At 60.6% G+C, this 17,631-nt stretch carries 11 protein-coding genes and 2 pseudogenes; 4 read left to right on the top strand and 9 right to left on the bottom strand.

Translation table 11 applies throughout. The annotated features are described in order from the left end of the window. Positions 1–1,323, bottom strand: coding sequence for an MFS transporter (locus DUGA2_RS13555; protein ID WP_070269775.1), 1,323 nt, complete (start codon positions 1,321–1,323; stop codon positions 1–3). Positions 1,324–1,522: 199 nt separating this feature from the next. Between DUGA2_RS13555 and DUGA2_RS13550 the strand changes: the two genes are divergently transcribed. Together DUGA2_RS13550 and DUGA2_RS13545 are read left to right on the top strand one after the other, a co-directional pair. Further along, complete coding sequence (locus DUGA2_RS13550) at positions 1,523–2,671, top strand: sugar diacid recognition domain-containing protein (RefSeq protein ID WP_070269774.1); 1,149 nt, start codon at positions 1,523–1,525, stop codon at positions 2,669–2,671. Positions 2,672–2,775: 104 nt separating this feature from the next. Then, positions 2,776–4,170 carry an amino acid permease gene (locus DUGA2_RS13545; RefSeq protein ID WP_070269773.1) on the top strand — a complete coding sequence of 465 codons (1,395 nt, stop codon included), beginning with the start codon at positions 2,776–2,778 and terminating at the stop codon, positions 4,168–4,170. Between the two features lie 48 nt (positions 4,171–4,218). On the opposite strand, the gene DUGA2_RS13540 is transcribed toward DUGA2_RS13545, so the two are convergent. Together DUGA2_RS13540 and DUGA2_RS13535 are read right to left on the bottom strand one after the other, a co-directional pair. Continuing rightward, the gene (locus DUGA2_RS13540; RefSeq protein ID WP_141753264.1) at positions 4,219–5,193 is read right to left on the bottom strand and encodes an HNH endonuclease; all 975 of its coding nucleotides are present in this window, start codon (positions 5,191–5,193) and stop codon (positions 4,219–4,221) included. Beyond that, on the bottom strand, positions 5,190–6,773 hold the full coding sequence (locus DUGA2_RS13535; protein ID WP_070269771.1) for an ATP-binding protein: 1,584 nt from the start codon (positions 6,771–6,773) through the stop codon (positions 5,190–5,192). Before DUGA2_RS13535 ends, DUGA2_RS13540 begins: the two co-directional genes overlap by 4 nt. A 165-nt stretch (positions 6,774–6,938) precedes the next feature. Between DUGA2_RS13535 and DUGA2_RS13530 the strand changes: the two genes are divergently transcribed. Together DUGA2_RS13530 and DUGA2_RS13525 are read left to right on the top strand one after the other, a co-directional pair. Beyond that, complete coding sequence (locus tag DUGA2_RS13530) at positions 6,939–8,240, top strand: sodium:proton antiporter (RefSeq protein ID WP_070269770.1); 1,302 nt, start codon at positions 6,939–6,941, stop codon at positions 8,238–8,240. Between the two features lie 61 nt (positions 8,241–8,301). Further along, positions 8,302–9,399, top strand: coding sequence for a GNAT family N-acetyltransferase (locus DUGA2_RS13525; RefSeq protein WP_070269769.1), 1,098 nt, complete (start codon positions 8,302–8,304; stop codon positions 9,397–9,399). A gap of 222 nt (positions 9,400–9,621) precedes the next feature. On the opposite strand, the gene DUGA2_RS33510 is transcribed toward DUGA2_RS13525, so the two are convergent. The 6 genes and pseudogenes from DUGA2_RS33510 to DUGA2_RS13510 all read right to left on the bottom strand — a co-directional run bounded on the left by DUGA2_RS33510 (position 9,622) and on the right by DUGA2_RS13510 (position 17,600). Beyond that, positions 9,622–9,993, bottom strand: a complete 372-nt coding sequence (locus DUGA2_RS33510; protein ID WP_141753263.1) for a hypothetical protein — start codon at positions 9,991–9,993, stop codon at positions 9,622–9,624. Between the two features lie 162 nt (positions 9,994–10,155). After that, on the bottom strand, positions 10,156–10,944 hold the full coding sequence (locus DUGA2_RS33505) for a hypothetical protein (RefSeq protein ID WP_141753262.1): 789 nt from the start codon (positions 10,942–10,944) through the stop codon (positions 10,156–10,158). 160 nt (positions 10,945–11,104) lie between these two features. Next, positions 11,105–11,854, bottom strand: coding sequence for a hypothetical protein (locus tag DUGA2_RS33500; protein ID WP_141753261.1), 750 nt, complete (start codon positions 11,852–11,854; stop codon positions 11,105–11,107). Then, a pseudogene (locus tag DUGA2_RS34485) lies at positions 11,851–13,305 on the bottom strand (HET-C-related protein); the annotation flags it as partial. The gene DUGA2_RS33500 and the pseudogene DUGA2_RS34485, both read right to left, overlap by 4 nt. Before the next feature lie 636 nt (positions 13,306–13,941). Further along, positions 13,942–16,740, bottom strand: a pseudogene (locus DUGA2_RS34480) (type VI secretion system Vgr family protein); the annotation flags it as partial. Then, positions 16,737–17,600 carry a hypothetical protein gene (locus DUGA2_RS13510; protein WP_070269767.1) on the bottom strand — a complete coding sequence of 288 codons (864 nt, stop codon included), beginning with the start codon at positions 17,598–17,600 and terminating at the stop codon, positions 16,737–16,739. The pseudogene DUGA2_RS34480 and the gene DUGA2_RS13510, both read right to left, overlap by 4 nt. Between the last annotated feature and the right edge of the window lie 31 nt (positions 17,601–17,631).

Raw genomic sequence — 17,631 nt, 5'->3', positions numbered from 1 at the left:
TCAACGGTTGACCAGCTTGGCGGGTACGCGCAGCACCAGTATCGCACCAAGCAGCAGCACGCTGGACAAAATATACAGGGCGGTATCGGTGCTCTGGGTGGCGTCCTTGATCCAACCGACCAGGAAGGGGCTGACGAAGCCGGCGATCTGGCCCAGCGAGTTGATCAGCGCCAGCCCGGCAGCCGCCGCCGCGCTGCCCAGGAAGGCCGACGGCAAGGACCAGAACATCGCCAGCGCCGCCAGCGCGCCCATGGTCGCCATGCTCAGGCCGACCATCACGACCACCACATTGCTGGAGAAGTTGGCAGCCATCATCAGGCCGGTAAAGCCCATCAGCATCGGCAGGCTGACGTGCCAGCGGCGTTCGCGGCGGCGGTCGGCCGAGCGGCCGGCCCAGACCATGAAGATGGCGGCGCACAGATAAGGGATGGCGCTCAGCCAGCCCACCGCGACCGAGCTCTGGAAGCCCAGCGACTTGATGATGGACGGCAGCCAGAAGTTGATCGCATACACGCCCATCTGGATGCAGAAGTACAGCACGCCCAGCATCCACACGTTGCCGTTGCGCACCACATCCGAGAACGCCTGGCCGACAGTGCTGTTGGCCTGGCGCTGCTTTTCATCGCTGGCCAGCGCGGCCTGCATCGCGGCTTTTTCCTCGGTGCTCAGCCACTTGGCCTGCGCGATGCCGTCGTTCAGGTAGAAGTACACGCCCACGCCCAGCAGCACGGTAGGCAAGCCTTGCAGCAGGAACAGCCACTGCCAGCCCGCCATGCCGGCCTGCCCGGCCGAAAAGTGCTGCAGCATCCAGCCCGACAGCGGGCCGCCGACCAGGCCGGAAATCGGTATCGCCGACATGAACAGCGCCATCACCTGCCCGCGCTTCTGCGCCGGGAACCAGTGGGTGAAGTACAGCACCATGCCCGGGAAGAAGCCTGCCTCGGCCACGCCGGTGAAGAAGCGCAGCACGTAGAACGACACCGGGTTGTGCACGAACAGCATGCAGGCCGACAGGCTGCCCCAGGCCACCATCATCACCGCGATCCAGCGCCGGGCGCCGATCTTGTGGAGGATCAGGTTGCTGGGCACGCCGCTGAGCACGTAGCCGATGAAGAAGATGCCGGCGCCCAGGCCGTAGACGGTATTGCTCAACTGGAGAGCATCGAGCATCTCCAGTTTGGCGAAGCCGACATTGACGCGGTCCAGGTAGTTGAAGAAGTAGCAGACGAAGATAAACGGTATCAGGTGCCAGCTTGCCTTCCTGTAGGCGCCGTCCAGGACGGACGCCGCCGGCCACAGTGTGGCGGTGGTGGTGGTGTTCATGCTTGTCTCCTTGGTTTTTTTAGGGGCTTGTGCAGACGATTATCTGGAATCGCCGCTGAAAAAACATCGGCCAAATGCACCATAAAGCCGACGGCGTGCGGCCGCTTATTGGGCATATGCACAACAGAAGCCATGAAAACATCCATATCTTTTTGATTTCTTTGTTCTTTGGCACAATGGCGGGCAAGGAGAACCTTCCATGTACATACTCAGCACCGAGCTGGCGCAGGACATCGTCAGCCGGACGATGAAGATCATTCCCTACAACGTCAACGTGATGGACGCCCACGGCACCATCCTGGCCAGCGGCAATCCGGCGCGCATCGGCGAGCTGCATGCGGGCGCGATGCTGGCCTTGGCCAAGCGGCTGACGGTGGAGGTCGACGCCGCCGGCGCGCGCAATATGCACGGCGCCCAGCCCGGCATCAACCTGCCGTTGACGGTCAACGGCCAGGTCTGCGGCGCGGTCGGCCTGAGCGGCGTGCCGGACCAGGTGCGCCAGTTCGGCGAGCTGGTGCGGCTGACGGCGGAGATGATCCTCGAACAGGCCCACCTGGCCGGCGAACTCCAGCGCGACTCGCGCTACCGCGAAGCCTTCGTGCTCAACCTGATCCGCTACGAACCGGCGCGCGAGGCCGACCTGGCCGCCTGGGCCCGCCGGCTGGGCGTCAATTTCGAGCGCAGCCACCTGGTGTTCCTGCTGGAACTGGACGACAAGGCGGCCGGCACCGACCAGGCGTTGAGCGAGCTCCAGCGCCTGCAACTGCGCATGCTGGCGCGGCAGCCATCGGTGCTGACGGCTTCGGCCGCCGCACACCAGATGGTGCTGCTGGACTTCCACGAGGCCCCGGGCGCGCACGACGCGCACTGGCCGCAACGCCGCCTGCAGGCGCTGGCCGCCATGCTGCGCGAGGAATGCCAGCAGCCGCACACGCTGACCATGGGCATCGCCCAGTCCGGCATGGCCGGGGTGGCGATTTCCTGGCAGAGCGCGCAGACGGCGGCGCGCATCGGCCGCGCCCGCCATCCGCGCCGTTCGCGCTTCAGCTATTACGAGCAAGCCTTGCCGGTGCTGCTGTCCGGGCTGGGTTCCGGCTGGGAGGCGGAGCAGTTGCGCCGGCCCATGGCCCGGCTCCAAGCCGTGGACAAAAGCAAGGATTTGTTGCGGCGCACGCTGGAAGTGTGGTTTGAACACGACGGTCATCCCGCCGCCACCGCCGCCGCCCTGCACATCCACCGCAACACGCTCGATTACAGGCTGCGCCGCATCGGCGAAGCGACCGGGCTGGACCTGGGCAAGCTGGAAGACCGATTCTTGATCTACGTATCATCGTTATTAACAACTTAACTTCTCGGCATCACCTCGAAGTTACTGTATTATTTGCCGTCGCCCGGCCGCCCACAAGGCACCAATCCGGGGACGGAGACCACCAAAATAAAACTGGAGCCATTTTGAGCCTATTTCGCACTAAGAACCTGGACGATATGATCGCCAACAGCCGCAAACCTGGCGGCCTGGCGAAAGTACTCGGACCCTTCGACCTCATACTCATGGGTATCGGCGCCATCGTCGGCACCGGTATTTTCGTACTGACCGGCACCGGCGCCGTCACCGCCGGCCCGGCGCTGACGCTGTCCTTCGTCGTCGCCGCCATCGCCTGCGGTTTCGCCGCGCTCTGCTACGCCGAATTCGCCTCCACCGTGCCGGTGGCCGGCTCCATCTACACCTACACCTACGCCACGCTGGGCGAACTGGCCGCGTGGATGATAGGCTGGGACTTGCTGCTGGAATACGGCCTGGCCACCTCGGCCGTGTCGGTCGGCTGGTCCGGCTACTTCCAGTCGCTGATCTCCGGCTTCGGCATCAACCTGCCGGTCGAGCTCACGGCCGCGCCCGGCGCCATCCCCGGCGTGCACACGCTGATCAACCTGCCCGCGCTGTGCATCATGCTGGTGCTGACCGCGATGCTGAGCTGGGGCGTGCGCGAATCTGCCCGCCTGAACAACATCATGGTGGCGATCAAGGTCGGCGTGGTGCTGCTGTTCATCTTCGTCGGCGCGCGCCACGTCGAGCCCGCGAACTGGAAACCGTTTATGCCGTTTGGCTACAACGGCATGCTGAGCGCCGCCGCGCTGGTGTTCTTCGCCTTCATCGGTTTCGACGCGGTGACGTCGGCGGCCGAGGAAGTCAAGCGTCCCGAGCGCGACCTGCCGATCGGCATCATCGGCTCGCTGGCCGCCTGCACCGTGCTGTACGTGGTGGTATCGGCCATCATGACCGGCATCGTGCCTTACCAGCAGTACCTGGGCGTCGACCATCCGGTATCGCTGGCCCTGAAGCACGCCGGTGAGAACTGGTTCGCCGGCTTCGTCGACCTGGGCGCGATCCTGGGCATGACCACCGTCATCCTGGTGATGGCCTACGGCCAGACCCGCATCATCTTCGCCATGTCGCGCGACGGCCTGCTGCCGAAGGCGCTGTCGACCGTTCACCCGCGCTTCCACACGCCGTTCCTGGCCACGTGGATGGTTGGCATCGTGTTCGGCCTGATCGCCGCCGTGGTGCCGCTGAACGTGCTGACCGAGCTGATCAACATCGGCACGCTGGCCGCCTTCAGCCTGGTGTCGATCGCCGTGGTCATCATGCGCAAGAAGCGCCCTGACCTGAAGCGCGCCTTCCGCTGCCCTGGCGTGCCGGTGATCCCGGCGCTGGCCGTGATCTTCTGCGTCATGCTGATGACCTACCTGAGCTGGTTCACCTGGGTGGCCTTCGCCGTCTGGCTGGTGCTGGGCCTGGGCATCTACTTCGGCTACGCCCGCAGCCGCTCGCAGCTGAACAAGGCTTAATGCACATCCCGTCCCCCGGCCACCGCTGCCGGGGGACGCTTCGAACGATCAAGGCGAGTAGCTCGATATCAGGCTGTCGGCGATGTCCTTGATGCAGATCCCCAGCGCATAATCGCGCACCTCCGATTCCCTGAAGCCGTACACAAACCGCTTCACGCCGACCAGATGGGCCAGCGTGCCGCCCGCGTCCAACTGCGACAATACGCGCGAATGCACCTCCGCGATTTCGCGCGTGTACCACTGATAGCGCTGCTGCAGGATGAAGAAGTCCACCGAAGCCTGGGCTGTACCTGTGCCAAGCACTTCGATCTTGATCTGCTTTGCAGCCACCTTCTCCGCATTGGGCTGCAAGCGCGTCCCATCCGCCAGCCGCAGACGGAACTTGACCGATTTTTTCCCGATCTCGAACGGGTGCGTCAACGCCTTGAGCAGGGGATTCTCAGCGCCTTTGATACTTGAATTGCATTGGTAACAGCTCGGTATCAGGTTGTACAAGCTGGTGCCAAGGTAGGGATAACGCGACCGTGGATAGAAGTGATCGAGCGGCGGACGCATGTCCTTCGAACCGTGTACGTGGTAGTTCAGATGCGAGGTGTGGCAGTAGGGACAAATCCTCAGCTTGTGCTCGTCCACCAGCTGGTATGCATTCCATCCTGAGTGCGCCCAACCGCTGAAGGCATCGTAGTCGAACACCCATAGCAAGCCGGCCACGATATCCTGCTCCCATTCATCGCGGTCTTTCGCATCCTTGGACAGGATGGCCTCCAGCCACGCAAGGGTCTTGTTTTTACTGGTCTTGGCGATGAATTTCCTTAGTTGGGCAGGCTGAGCCACCAATATCTGCTGGAGATTGGACCGGAAGTAAACGACCATATCGTCCAAATCGGACTTGGACACATGCTTGCGCGTTTTGGCATCCAGCTGCTTCAGGACCAGATCGTCGAGGCGTCCCCCGGCATGCTTGCCAAGCCGGTCGAAATGCATGTCCACCAAGGCCTGATCGAAATATTCGAGTTTGATCATGCGCGGCACCGCTCCAACGCCTCGGCGACCTGCTGTTCGAGGAATCGCCTGACATTCGGGTCGGCGAGCGCCGCTGTCAGCTTCATGATCGGCTCATGGTCCTGACGTCGGGGATCCCTGATAAACGCCTCAATACGCTTGAACTCGGCCTCCGAACTCTGCCCCTGGAAGACCGCGACCTTGTAGACGTCGGCCAGCGTACTGCGGGGACCCAGGCCGAAACCGTTGACCTGTTCGCCGGAAGTGACGTTGACCAGGCTATACGGCGGAGCATCCGCCGCAACGATCAGCGAGTGCGTGGCCAGCACCAGGTATAGGCGGCCCTTGAGTCTTCGCATATGCCGTACAAAGTCCAGCAGCCTCTCGATGTAGGCGCGCTGCCAGCTTGGATGCAGGAACATTTCGCCTTCATCCAACAGCAGGAAAACCGGATGCCGCCCACCTTCCCGGCTCATCCGCTCCAATCCGCCGTGGAGCGAGGCAAAGATGATCGCATGCGCCGTCTCGCCCGAGCTCAGGCCGGACAAAGAAAACTCCAGCAAACCCAGTTCCGTACACTGCCGCAAGCTTTCGTTGCGGCCGGCAAGGTGCAGCGCGAGCATCGCCTGCAATTCCCCAGGGGTGTAGCGCGCCGCCAGCCGCTTGGAAAAATCGGGCTGCGACAGCAGTTGCAACAGCTCCATTACCTGCACCACGTCATCCTTTTTCATGCAACTGAAAGTGGCGCGGATCACCGTCTTCCAAAGCCCGTACAAGTCCGCCTGCGTATCAGCCGACTTCAGGAACAGATCGAGCTGCCTGACAAATTTGACAGGAAACGGCCGCGCCTTGCGTTCATGGGCCGCAACAAATAAACTCAGCCAGCAGCGCAACTGCATTTGTTCATGTTCCGGCAGCTCGTCCGCAGCCGCCATCACCGCGCGGCGGATTTTCGGCACAAGCGGATTGCGGTTGTTGCCGATCAGGTTGGAGATCGCGATCATCGAATTCGACACACTCCTGACCAATAACCGGATGCTGATACCGGCGTGGTCAAGAAACGGCATCTGCAACTGATCGCGGACCTTCAACAAGGACAAGCCGTCGAATGTATTGCGCTCTCCATATGCCGGCGAGACATCGCGGACCCAATGGTTGTTGCCGAGCCGCCGACGGCGATCCGCATCGAAAGGCGAAGTCGTATAGAACACCGACAGGCAACGCAGCTGCTCGTCGCTTTTTTTGACGGCAAACCCCTTGCCAACAATCGCGTATCCCTGGAGCGCTTTGCCGGGGCGCACGAACAACTCGCCGTCTTTTTCATACAAACCGCCGGCAGTTTTAAATTTCCGATTGTCGCCAAACACGGTGGCCATATCGATCATTGCGCTCGTCTTGCCCGCGCCGTTCTCGCCGTACAAAACCGCCATGCCTGCCACGCCGGCTGCCTTCATGCCATTCGTCACATAGCGCTTGGTATTGCGGGCGACGGTCAACGTCTCCGGCGCCGAAAACGTCACGGTATAGGTCTTGGTCAGATTGACGACCAGCGCAGGCTTACCCTTCCGCGCGATAAACAGACAATGCACAACTTCGGTCATCTATGCCCTCTCCATTAGCAATAAATCATTCTTGCAGGCTATTGTAGGAGGACGCCTACACAATGTATAGCCCTTGAGCCGCCGACCGTGGGTTATGCCACAGACAAAAGTCCCGGCACGGCGGAGACTATGTCGAAAGTCAGCGTCCCGCTGCAAAGGAGGCCTGTGAACACCACGCAATGGTTCCTGCTCGTTGGCTGCCTGATGCTGGCGCGCGGCTTGGCGGCCACCACGATCTCGAAGTCGCCCTTCACGTCCGCCATCGTCTACCTGGGCGTGGGCATCCTGCTGGGCCCGACCTTCCTCAACATCTTCGGCTTCGACCCCAAGCTGCAATCCGCGCTGCTGGAGGTGCTGACCGAGATCGCCCTGCTGATTTCGCTGTTCTCGGCCGGGATCAAGATGCCCGTGCCGTTCAAGCGCCAGCGCTGGAACGCGCCGCTGCGCCTGGCCTGGCTGTCGATGACGCTGACGGTGGGGCTGGTGGCGCTGTTCGGCTACTACGTGCTGCACTTGCCGCCGGGCGGAGCGGTCCTGCTGGGCGGCATCCTGGCGCCCACCGATCCGGTGCTGGCCACCGATGTCCAGGTGCGCCACGCCGGCGACAAGGACCAGCTGCGCTTCACGCTGACCTGCGAGGCCGGCATGAACGACGGCAGCGCCTTCCCCTTCGTCATCCTCGGCCTCGGCATGTTGGGGCTGGGCGATACCGGTGGCCGCCACCTGCGCTGGCTGCTGGTGGATGTCTTGTGGGGCACGGCGGGCGCGGTGCTGATCGGCGTGGCGGCCGGGGCCTGCGTCGCCCGGCTGGGCTGGAAGCTGCGCGGCAGCGAACCCAAGCACGAGATCATGGACGACCTCGTGGGGCTGGGCATGATCGCCGTCGTCTACGGCGTCGCCACCCTGGCCAAGACGTCCGGCTTCCTGGCGGTGTTCTTCGCCGCCGTCGCGCTGCGCCAGACCGAGCTGGTCCTGGCCGGCGCCCCCAAGGACAGGCACGGCATGATGGAGCCGGACACGGCGAAGTCCGAAGCGGCCATGAGCAGCGCAACGCACGAGGCGCCGCTGATCGTCAGCGCCGGATCGCTGGTATTCAAGGAGCACCTGGAGCGACTGTCCGAGCTGACGCTGGTGTTGCTGTTGGGCGGCATGATTTCGCTGAAAAGCATGCAGTGGGATGCGTTGTGGATGGCCTTGTTCCTGTTCGTGATCGCCCGCCCGCTCAGCGTCTTCACCGGCCTGCTCGGCAGCGACACCAGCCTGCGCATGCGCGGCATGACCGCCTGGTTCGGCGTGCGCGGCATAGGCTCGATCTATTACCTGATGTTCGCCATCGAGGCGGGACTGGCGCCGGAACTGGCGGCGCAGCTGACGCGCACCACACTGTTCGTCATCATGCTGTCGATACTGGTGCACGGCTTCAGCGTCAAGCCGCTGATGGATACGGTGTGGCGCCGACGCCGCTGATGGCCTCGTTTCGACCTGCATCAACAAGCGCCAGCGCGGGATATGGGATCGTCTGGCGACCATGTCCAACCATACCTACCTCATTGAAGACGCCAGCACGCAGGTCGGCGACCACGCCCTGATCGCCCGCTGGCGCGCACTGCTGGCCGATAGCGACAGCCATGGCCGCGTCTACCAGAGTCCGGAATTCTTCGACTATCTGCTCTCCACGGCGACGCTGCATGCGCCCCCGCAGCTGTTCACCGTGAAGGAGCGCGCGAGTGGCGTCGTGGTCGGCATGGTGCCGCTGACGCTGCGGTGTCACGACATGGATTTTTCCGCCGGCCGGCTGCGCCTCGGCTCACTGCCGGTGCCAAGCGTGGTCCTGCTCGGCAGCGCGCCGCTGATGCCGGCCGAGCCGGCGCTGCTGGACTTGCTGCTGGATTTTCTGTTGAAGCACTTCCCGCAATGTCAGGCGATCTCGCTGACATCGCTGCCGTCGGACAGCGGCCTGTGGCGTTACATCGCCCGCAGCCGGCGCAGCTATCGGACGCACGTACTGAACGACTGGCGCGACTGCCACCAGATCCCCCTGCCCGCCAGCTTCGACGCCTTCATGGCGCAGTTCAACTCCAAGCGCCGCTACAATCTGAAGCGGCAACAACGCCAGCTAAGCGAGCGCGGCGGCGGGCAGTTGACGCTGCACTGCATCGAGCAGCCCGGGCAGCTAGCGGCCATGGGCGAGGCCTTGTCGCGGCTGAGCACCCCGGAGCACCGGGCACAGTTGTGGACTCCGCAGGAGATGCACGAGTTGGCGCGGCACGGCATGCTGCTGTGCTACCAGATCGACAGCGGCGGCCGGCCCTGCGCGCTGATGCTCGGCTTGCAGTCCAGCGACACGCTGCATCTGTTCAACATCTTCCACGACAGCACGCTGGACCATCTGTCGGTCGGCACCACGATGCTGCATATGGCCATCGAAGACATGTGCAAGCGGCGCCATTTCAAGCGCATCGACCTCGGCTACGGCAAACCGGGCCACAGCTACACCTCTACCAACGTCACGGTGCAACGCGCCCACGTGTTGCTGATGCGCGCGAGTTTGAGGAATCGCCTGGTCTGCCATATGCACCGCTGCTTCAGCGCCGGCGTCGCGTGGGTCAGGCGGCGCCTCAGGTAAGGCGGCCGCTGGCTATTCCCTGTGCGGCGCCCTGGGAATAGCGAGCCACGGTGTTGGCGCGATCGTCATAGTTTCTTCCGCTCTCGCCTTCGAACAGATCGAGGTCGTACACCACACTCCATACCAGCCTGAGTTTGGAGGGCGCACGGAGATGTTTGTCCCGCATAAGGCAGCAATAACTGTGACAATAAACTTCATGACGGATTCCGTTAGACCTGCCATTTACCCAGGCTGGCGTGACGCTGCGAGCTGCAACCCTCGTGGTGAAAATTGCGGGTAATTTTTCGAATAGATGAGTTCAACGGTGTTATCCGGATAGATATGCACGGAGAGATAGTGTTCACCTGCCGTAGGCGGTGCAAGTTCGGGATGGTTTTGCGCGTGCACGACCTCGCCGTTGCGCGGCGTGCCCTGAAGCCCATCAAGCGTCCAACGCACGGCTTGCGCGCCGCCGGAGAACCTTGCACCCGAAATGGTTCCACCGCCCGTATTTGGATATACGCCAGATACGCCGACGTCGGTGTCGCCAACGACTACGTCAAAAATAGGCCGGTCCAGATAACTAAACAGCACTGCCTCGGCAACGATGGTCAATGATTTCGCCTTACAAGCAGACAAGAAACAAAACATCAGACCGGCGGCACAAAGGACGCGTCGGCGGCTTGACAGGAGGATGAGTTCACTATTGGTATGCACGGAGTCTTGGCACCTCAAAGGCAACGCTGCATCGTCAAAGTGGATGTAGCGACTCGATAATTAGTCTAATGCTCGATACGTAATATTGATGTTATTGATCATTCCGGTCATCACTGGCTTATCGAGATCGAAATATATAAGGGATTGCCTTCCAAATATTCCACCGGGAACAATACAGTCGCGCAGACCACAATGGATATTACGTTTACTATCTGCCTTCTTCAAAACCTCCCAAAACATAATATTCCTGTCGATGCCATAACCATCAATTTCAAGATAACCCGGAAACGCAGACTTAGGATAGAAGCGATCAAAAGCAGGAAACGGTGCGCCAGTCACCGACATAAGTTTTACCCCGTCATCCACTTCCACCTCAGGAAGGCGTAGATAAACTGTTACATCCTTGATTCTTGTTGGAAGCTTGTGAGCAAAAACGATCATAATGCCAAGTTCATCCCAAGCACAGGCGCTGGGCTTGGCAGGGCGATCGCAGCGTCTCTCACCAGGCAATATCGCATCCCATTGCGCTGCCGTCTTTCCTAGTTCCAATATCTGACCGTTATAAATTATTTTGTCTTTCTGAAGAATAATTTCTGGTTGACCACCTCTAGAGACTTTTCTTGGTTCGCCGTAATCCCTTTCCTTGGATTCGGTCCCAGTAGCTTCGGCGGCTTTTTTTACTGCATTATTCCATTTTTCAATAAATGTGCTCTTGACCGAAGGTCCGGGTGCATCCTGAACCGGAGCTGCGAATGCCTCCCCTTTGCCTAAGGACATCAAGGCGATGGTCAATCTGATGAGATAGTGTTTCATTTTTCTGTTTTTCTTTATCAAATCAACGATGCTCAATGATTTCGCCTAACAAGCAGACAAGAAACAAAACATCAGACCGGCGGCACAGACGCGTCGGCGGCTTGAACGAGGGAGAAGTTCGTTATCGGTATGCACGGAGTCCTGGCATCTCAAAAGGCAACTCGGCATCTTAAAAGCTGAGGCAGAGTTTTTCCGGTTATTTGACTGCTCTAGAACTGATATTTATGTTGTTTACGGCGCCGGTCTCTACCGGCGTATCAAGATCAAAATACATAACCGTGTTACTTCCAAACGTACCGCCCGGAGCGACGCAATCGCGCAGACCGCAATGTATATTTCGCTTTTTTTCCGCGCGCTTCAGTACTTCCCAAAACATGGTGTGCCTGTCCATGCCGTAACCATCGAGCTCAAGATAGCCAGGAAATGGAGACTTGGGATAAAACCGCACCAGCGGCGGCAACACTGTCCCGTCAGCCGACATAGTCACCAAGCCGTCATTTGGATCGACTTCCGGCAAGCGGAGATATATGGTGACATATGATATTTTTTTGGGTTTTTTATCAGTGAATCCAACCAGGATGCCAAGATCATCCCAATTGCACCAGCTCGGGCTTGAGAGGTCATCACAGCGCCGTTCGCCAGGAAGTATCGAATCCCATTGAGAAGCCGTCCTGCCTAGTTCCAGCATTTTCCCGTTATAGAGTATTTTGTCCTGCCGGAGAATAATTTCAGGCCGAGCACCACGCGAGACCGTTCTTGGCTCACCGTAACTATGTTCCTGAGTCTCGGTGCCCGTAGCTTGAGCAGCCTTCCGTACCGCGTTATTCCACAGATCGGCCATCGATTTCTTAACCGAAGAATCCGCTGGCTTCTGCTCGGAAGCAGTGTGCGCCGGCCCGCTTAAGATCAGCAGGATAAACAAGAATATAGTTAAAAAATAGTTCATTTCCCTGCTTTACCCTTACCAAACAATTCGTCAAAATTCTTGTTGATATAGTCCCAGCGTTTCTTGGAATCGCTGTTCATCTTCTCCAGCATATCAAGCACTTCCTTTTTGTGCGCTTTTTCCAGAGCTGCCCATTCAGTAGACGACTCACCCCGGATCAGTTCACGCGCGTGGGTTTCAGCCCATTTCTTGACGAGTTCATCTTGCCAGCCCGTGTCCTCTGGGTGAACCAGATAGGCGGCAGCGACAGCAGATGGCGATCTCGCCACGCCAGGCTCGTTCCACCAACGCTGCGCCATTGCTCGCCCCACGTCCTGTACCGCCTTCATTGCCAGTTGCGCTGCAAGCGTATGGAAAGGATGATTATCGTGGTCTTTCGCCAGCTGTGAGTGGGATGGATCTGTCGATCCGCTAGTATTGGGATCCCCAACGCGCACGACCTGCTCATCATCGACACTATTGCCCATCAACTGGATCAGCGTAGAAAACACCATATTAGTGGAATTACCAACCATCCCCAAGGTGTAGTGCATCGCGCCCTCCGGATATTGATGGCCCGGCAAGGATGACCATTTATCACCCACACCCAGGAAAAATTTATATGCCGTCAGATATCTTGAGTCCCTTTGTTCTTCGAGTAAAATCAAGGCAATTTTTTGAGCCTTCGTCCGCTTGAATGGTTCGCTGGCCTTAAACTCCCACTCCACTTTAAACAGCGTTTCAGCAATCATGCCTGCCGTACTCGCGATAACATCATCCTTGTCAAACATCCCCGTCACTACCGGATACTTGTGCTTCCCCGGCGCCGCCGATGTCCAGGGTAATACCTTCGAATACCCGAGCTTTCGAAGGCTCAGTTCGACAAAATTACTGTGCGCAAAATAGTCCTCTAACACGTGCAGTGCAGCCCCGAAAGACATAAAGCCGGCTAGCACAGGACCAGCGGCAACAGCTTTGTCTATCTCCGCCTTCATAAAATCGCGCGATGCAGCAATATACCGCTTCATCGATACCGCAGGATCAACAGACAGGTACGCCTTGTCAGGCAATGGCTGAAAATCCTTATCGATCGTCTGCGGATTCGGTGCGTGTGGATCGTTGTTGGTTGGGTTGTCGATATGCTCGACTGGGCGATACACGCCGAGATTTTTTTCAGTAACCTTATAGAGTTCTTTGTCTTTAGCGTTAGCAACGAACTCGGACTCCGCCAGAACCGCAACGACTCTTGTCAAGTGAGCGCGCGATATCTTTTCGGGGAAACTCTTTTCCTCGGTTGGCTTTCGGACGATCGCAGGATCTAAAATCTGCGAAAAATCCCTTAGCCAGTTGCCAAAATAAATCTGCTTCAGAACATTGGGGCCGAAGTTGGCGGAGGCCGGGCCTAGCGCTCGTTCAATCGACTGGTGGCCAAAAGAGCTTGACGGATGCTTGTCGTGGTGCTCCCCCATGCCCGCGCCGAAGTATTCGACATCGCCGTCTTTACCCTCTTTAGCTTGTGCATCAGCTCCTTGTGATTTTCGAATAGCATCGCGAACCTGGACATAATTTACCTTCAGGTCGCCGCTAAACCTCGGGGAAGTATACGTGGCATAGGTAGTCTCCTTGCTGCCTTCGAAGTCATAGAAAGCGATTTGATAGGCAAATTTCGCCCCCTCTTCACCCTCGGCATCTTCAGCTAAAGTGGACTGGCCATGTTCATCTTTCGGTGCCAGGTCTTTACGCAGAACCACATCAATATAGTGCCCAAACTCGTGCAGCAGCGCAGTCAGCAACTCCCAGGATTCGTCACGGTTTGTAGCCGCCCTGTCCGCTGCGGCCTTATGCACATGAATCTCGCGCTTCTTGTTATCGAATTCCGCTGGATAGTGGCACCCCGTCATTAACACAAGTTTTGGTTGAGGAATGGAACCGGCTCGCAGCCCCTCATATAATTTGATGTACGTCTCGGCCGGGATGTCGTACCCAAAAATCGGCACCAGTAAAAATACAAACTCGACTTTAGAGAAGCGTTGCGCAACCTGTGTCAACTGGTCGAACGCAAAAGTACTCTCCAGACGGCTATCCTGAACGATCGCAGGAATGAACACCGGCATTACAGGCAGCGAATAGGTCTTGCTTGTGGCGCCACTGAACGACTTAGTCCCAGCACGGACTGTAATTTTCCCAGGGCACTGAACAGTAATATTTCCGCCGTCAATGGTGATGTTGGCGCCGCCTGCGGTCGACAGCGTAATGCTCTTGGCGGCGGCCCAATCGACAAACGCATTGGCACTAACGAGGTTGACCTCATCCCGCGCCTGCACCTTCAACACATCGGCTTGCGCCTGGACATCGATGGCATCCTTGGCGGCGATGATTTGCAGGCCGATATTGTTCTCGCCCGCTTTGACCGCCCCGCCCAGCACGCCGATCGCCTGGCGGCTGTGCGCGCGCAACTGCCCGCCACTGGCGAACTGCGTATCGGCGCCGCTCATCAAGGCGATCGTTTCGCCGTTGGACAGCTGCATACCCTGACCTGCAGTGACGCTCAGCCCGCCCTTGCCACTGACGGCGATGATCGGTGAACTGGCATGCGGCAACTGATCATCACCCGGAGCGGTTTTCTTTTCCTCGGTGTCGGCCCTGGCTGCGTTCAAGCTGGCATTACCCACCATGCCCGACACCGCAGTCAACATCGCCTTCAACGGCGCGGACTTGTCGTCCATCACGCTCGCATCGGCCTTGGCCGCGCCGATGTGCGTTGCCAACGCAACCGTCTCATGCGTCTTGGCCGCCTCGCTGAAGGTCTGCCCCAACTGCACGGCCTGCTTCAGCAACGCGATTCCGGCCGTGTTGTCGCCCATCGGCTCGCGCTCGCTGGCGCTATGATCGATTTTGTAGCTCGACACCAGCAACCCGCCGCCGGCACGCAAGGCGCCATAAGCATCGGTGCGCAGCTCGGCGCCCTGCCCGCGCAGACTGCCGCGATAATTGTCCGCGCTGTGGATCAGATGGCCCAGCGTCAGCTCACTGGCTGCGTGCGTCGAGCGCAGTTGCACGCGGCCCTGCGCATCGGTGTCGTCGAACATCAACTGGTTGTAACCGGAGCCGCCGAACTCCTTGCTGCGCAAACCCCACTGCGCGGCCGCATTGCCATGACCGGCCGTATCGGCGGAAGCGCCATGCCACAAGGGACTATTGCCCGCCGCCAGATTACCCTGCGCCGAAGGTGCATGATCGCTGGCCGGATTGAACAGCGCAGCCTGGCTGTCGCCTCCCGCCTGTCCCGCCGGGGTCGGCGCCACGCCACCCTCGCCCTGGCCGTTGTACAAAGCGCCGAGGATGATGGGCCGGTCGATATCGTTCTCGATGAACTGCACCAGCACCTCCTGCCCCACGCGCGGCAGGAACTGGCTGCCCATGCCGCCGCCGGCCGAACGCTGCGCAACGCGCACCCAGCAGGTCGCGTCGCCGTTGTCCTGCCAGTGGTAGCGGATGCGCACGCGGCCCAGCGCGTCGCAATGAAGTTCGTCCGATCCGGCCGGCTGGTCCGATCCGTCGGCACCGACGACGATGGCGCTTTGCGCGCCCGACGCGGTGGGCTTGTGATGGTTGCGGCCATCGCTGTCCGGCCGTTGAGGACGCCAGATCACATCGGCGGCGACCGCTTCGAAGCTGTTGGCGTAGCCGGTCTTGCGCGCCTGCTCGATCACCAGCGCGAAGTCGTCGTCGTAAGCCGGCGCCAGTTCCTCCAGCAATTCCGGAATCGGCCCGAACAGTTCAGCCAGCCCATGCGATGCCGGCGACGGCAGGTTGTTGACGCCGACGCTGGTGACGCGCAGCACCGTGTAAGCCGGGGTCTCCGCGCCGTCGGCCGCGGCCAGCGGCCCCTGCGTGACGTTGATGCGGCGGCCGGCCGCCAGGGTGCGCACCGTCGAACGCCCGCGCCACTGCTGGCTGCGCGCCTCGCGTGCCTGCATCTGCAGCTCGGCATAGTGCTGTGCCTGCGCGCCGCTCGCATAGGCATATTGTCCCGGCACATCGTAGCTTTCCAGCGGCGGCAGTTTCTTGTATTGCTGCTGGGCCGGCGCACTGGCGGCGACGGCTTTCCTGGCTTTGTAATCGTAGCTGAGCAAGGTGGTCAGCGTCGCCGTCACGCTGCGCCTCGCCTGCAAGGCCTGGATCGTGTCCTGCTGCTCGCCGGCGCGCACGCCATGGAAGCGGATGCCGCCGCCCGCTGCGCTGCTGGCATCCTCGGGCACCGCGCCCAGCTGGCTGCTGTCGGCGAACAGCACCAGGCACAGGCCGTCTTCGGTTTCCTCGAAGCGCCAGGCCAGGCCTTCCTCGGTCAGCAGGCGCAGCACGAAGTCGTAGTCGGACTCGCGGTACTGGCAGCAATAGCTGCGCGCGCAGACATCGGCCAGGAAGCTGTCGACCTCTTCGCTCCAGCGCCATTGCGCCAGCGGTTGATAGGCGGCGAACACCGATTCGACGATCTCGATCACCGTCTTGTCCTGCCATACGCGACTGTTGCGGACCTGGCTCAGGCGCCACAGCCACGGCGTCAGCCGCAGGCGGAAGCGCGCCAGGCCGCCTTCGCTGCCCAGCATGGCTGCCTGCGTGATATCGCCGCTGAAGGTGGTGCGGCTGCCGTCCACCAGGCTGACTTCGAGGCTGGCCGGCTTGCCCAGCAAGGGCGCCAGCGCGATATGGGCGTCGGTCGACAGCACGATGATGTCGCGCGCGCCGCTGCCCTGCACGATGTCGTCGGCGCAGAAAGCCTCCACCAGCAGGCCGCCGGAGCCGGGCTCGTCACCGTCATCGCCCAGCTTCAGCGCATACAAACGCGTGGCGCTTGAGAACTGCGCCAATGCCGTGGTGATTTGCTGAAGCAAGGCGACGCTCATGAGTTCGATGCTGTCTTCGCGGCAGGCGCCGGTTTGCATTCGGGCTCTTTCTTGGCGTCGGCCGCGCACAGGCGGGCGCGGCACTGCTCTTCGCCGGCGGCGTTGTACTGCTTGCAGGTCTTGAGCTGGTCGGCCGGCGTACTGGTCTTCTTGACCGGCGGACGGGTCTGCAAATGCGCCATCAGCGCGCTGATCAGCGTGACATCGTTATCGGCCGGCTTGCCCGGCGCCTTGTCCTTGGCCGGCGCGGTCTTCTGCGCCAGCTTGACGTTGTCGGACTTGCGCTCCGGCTTGCTCTCGGCCTTGCGTTCGGGCTTGTGCTCAGGCTTATGCTCGGGCTTGCGCTCCACCTTGGCCAGCTGCGCGGCCTTCGGCTGCGGCCGCTCCAGCGCCTGCGTCAACTCGTCATGGCCGGACTTGGACTTGGGCGGCTCGGCCAGCATTTCCTTCAGCGACGGCAGTTTGCCTTCCGCCGGCGGGCTGACGGCGGCCGTCGTCTCTTCCAGGATCGCGGCGGTGGACACTTCCGCCTCGGCCGGCGCGGCTGCCGGCGCGGCCGCAGCCACAGCCGGTTTGGCCGGCGCGGCGTCGGCCACCACCGGCAAGCTGTCGACGTCGGGCGTGTTGCTCATCCAGGCAAGCACGCCGCCGACCGCCGCCAATGCCCCCAAGCCTACGACACCCCACACCACCAGCCGGCCCGAACCTTTGGCCTGGCCGGGCACGCCGGCAGCGGCCGGCGCGGCCGGTTTGCTGTCCAGCGTGCTCAGGATGCGGCTGCGTTCGGCTTCCGCCTGCTGTTCCGAAGAAAGAAGACTGGGCCTGCCCCCTTTCGAAGGGCGATCGTCTTGACGTTGCAAAATGTACTCCTTGTTAATTTCACATTACTTT

This window comes from Duganella sp. HH101, from assembly GCF_001758795.1.
Classification (GTDB): Bacteria; Pseudomonadota; Gammaproteobacteria; order Burkholderiales; family Burkholderiaceae_D; genus Rugamonas; species Rugamonas rivuli.
The sequence above is the reverse complement of the archived record's forward strand: the minus strand, read 5'-3'. Positions and strand labels throughout refer to the sequence as shown.

Excerpts from the sequence above, each read along its gene's own strand:
- DUGA2_RS13555 (WP_070269775.1), bottom strand. The coding sequence starts at position 1,323 with ATGAACACCACCACCACCGCCACACTGTGGCCGGCGGCGTCCGTCCTG.
- DUGA2_RS13550 (WP_070269774.1), top strand. The coding sequence starts at position 1,523 with ATGTACATACTCAGCACCGAGCTGGCGCAGGACATCGTCAGCCGGACG.
- DUGA2_RS13540 (WP_141753264.1), bottom strand. The coding sequence starts at position 5,193 with ATGATCAAACTCGAATATTTCGATCAGGCCTTGGTGGACATGCATTTC.
- DUGA2_RS13535 (WP_070269771.1), bottom strand. The coding sequence starts at position 6,773 with ATGACCGAAGTTGTGCATTGTCTGTTTATCGCGCGGAAGGGTAAGCCT.
- DUGA2_RS13525 (WP_070269769.1), top strand. The coding sequence starts at position 8,302 with ATGTCCAACCATACCTACCTCATTGAAGACGCCAGCACGCAGGTCGGC.
- DUGA2_RS33500 (WP_141753261.1), bottom strand. The coding sequence starts at position 11,854 with ATGAACTATTTTTTAACTATATTCTTGTTTATCCTGCTGATCTTAAGC.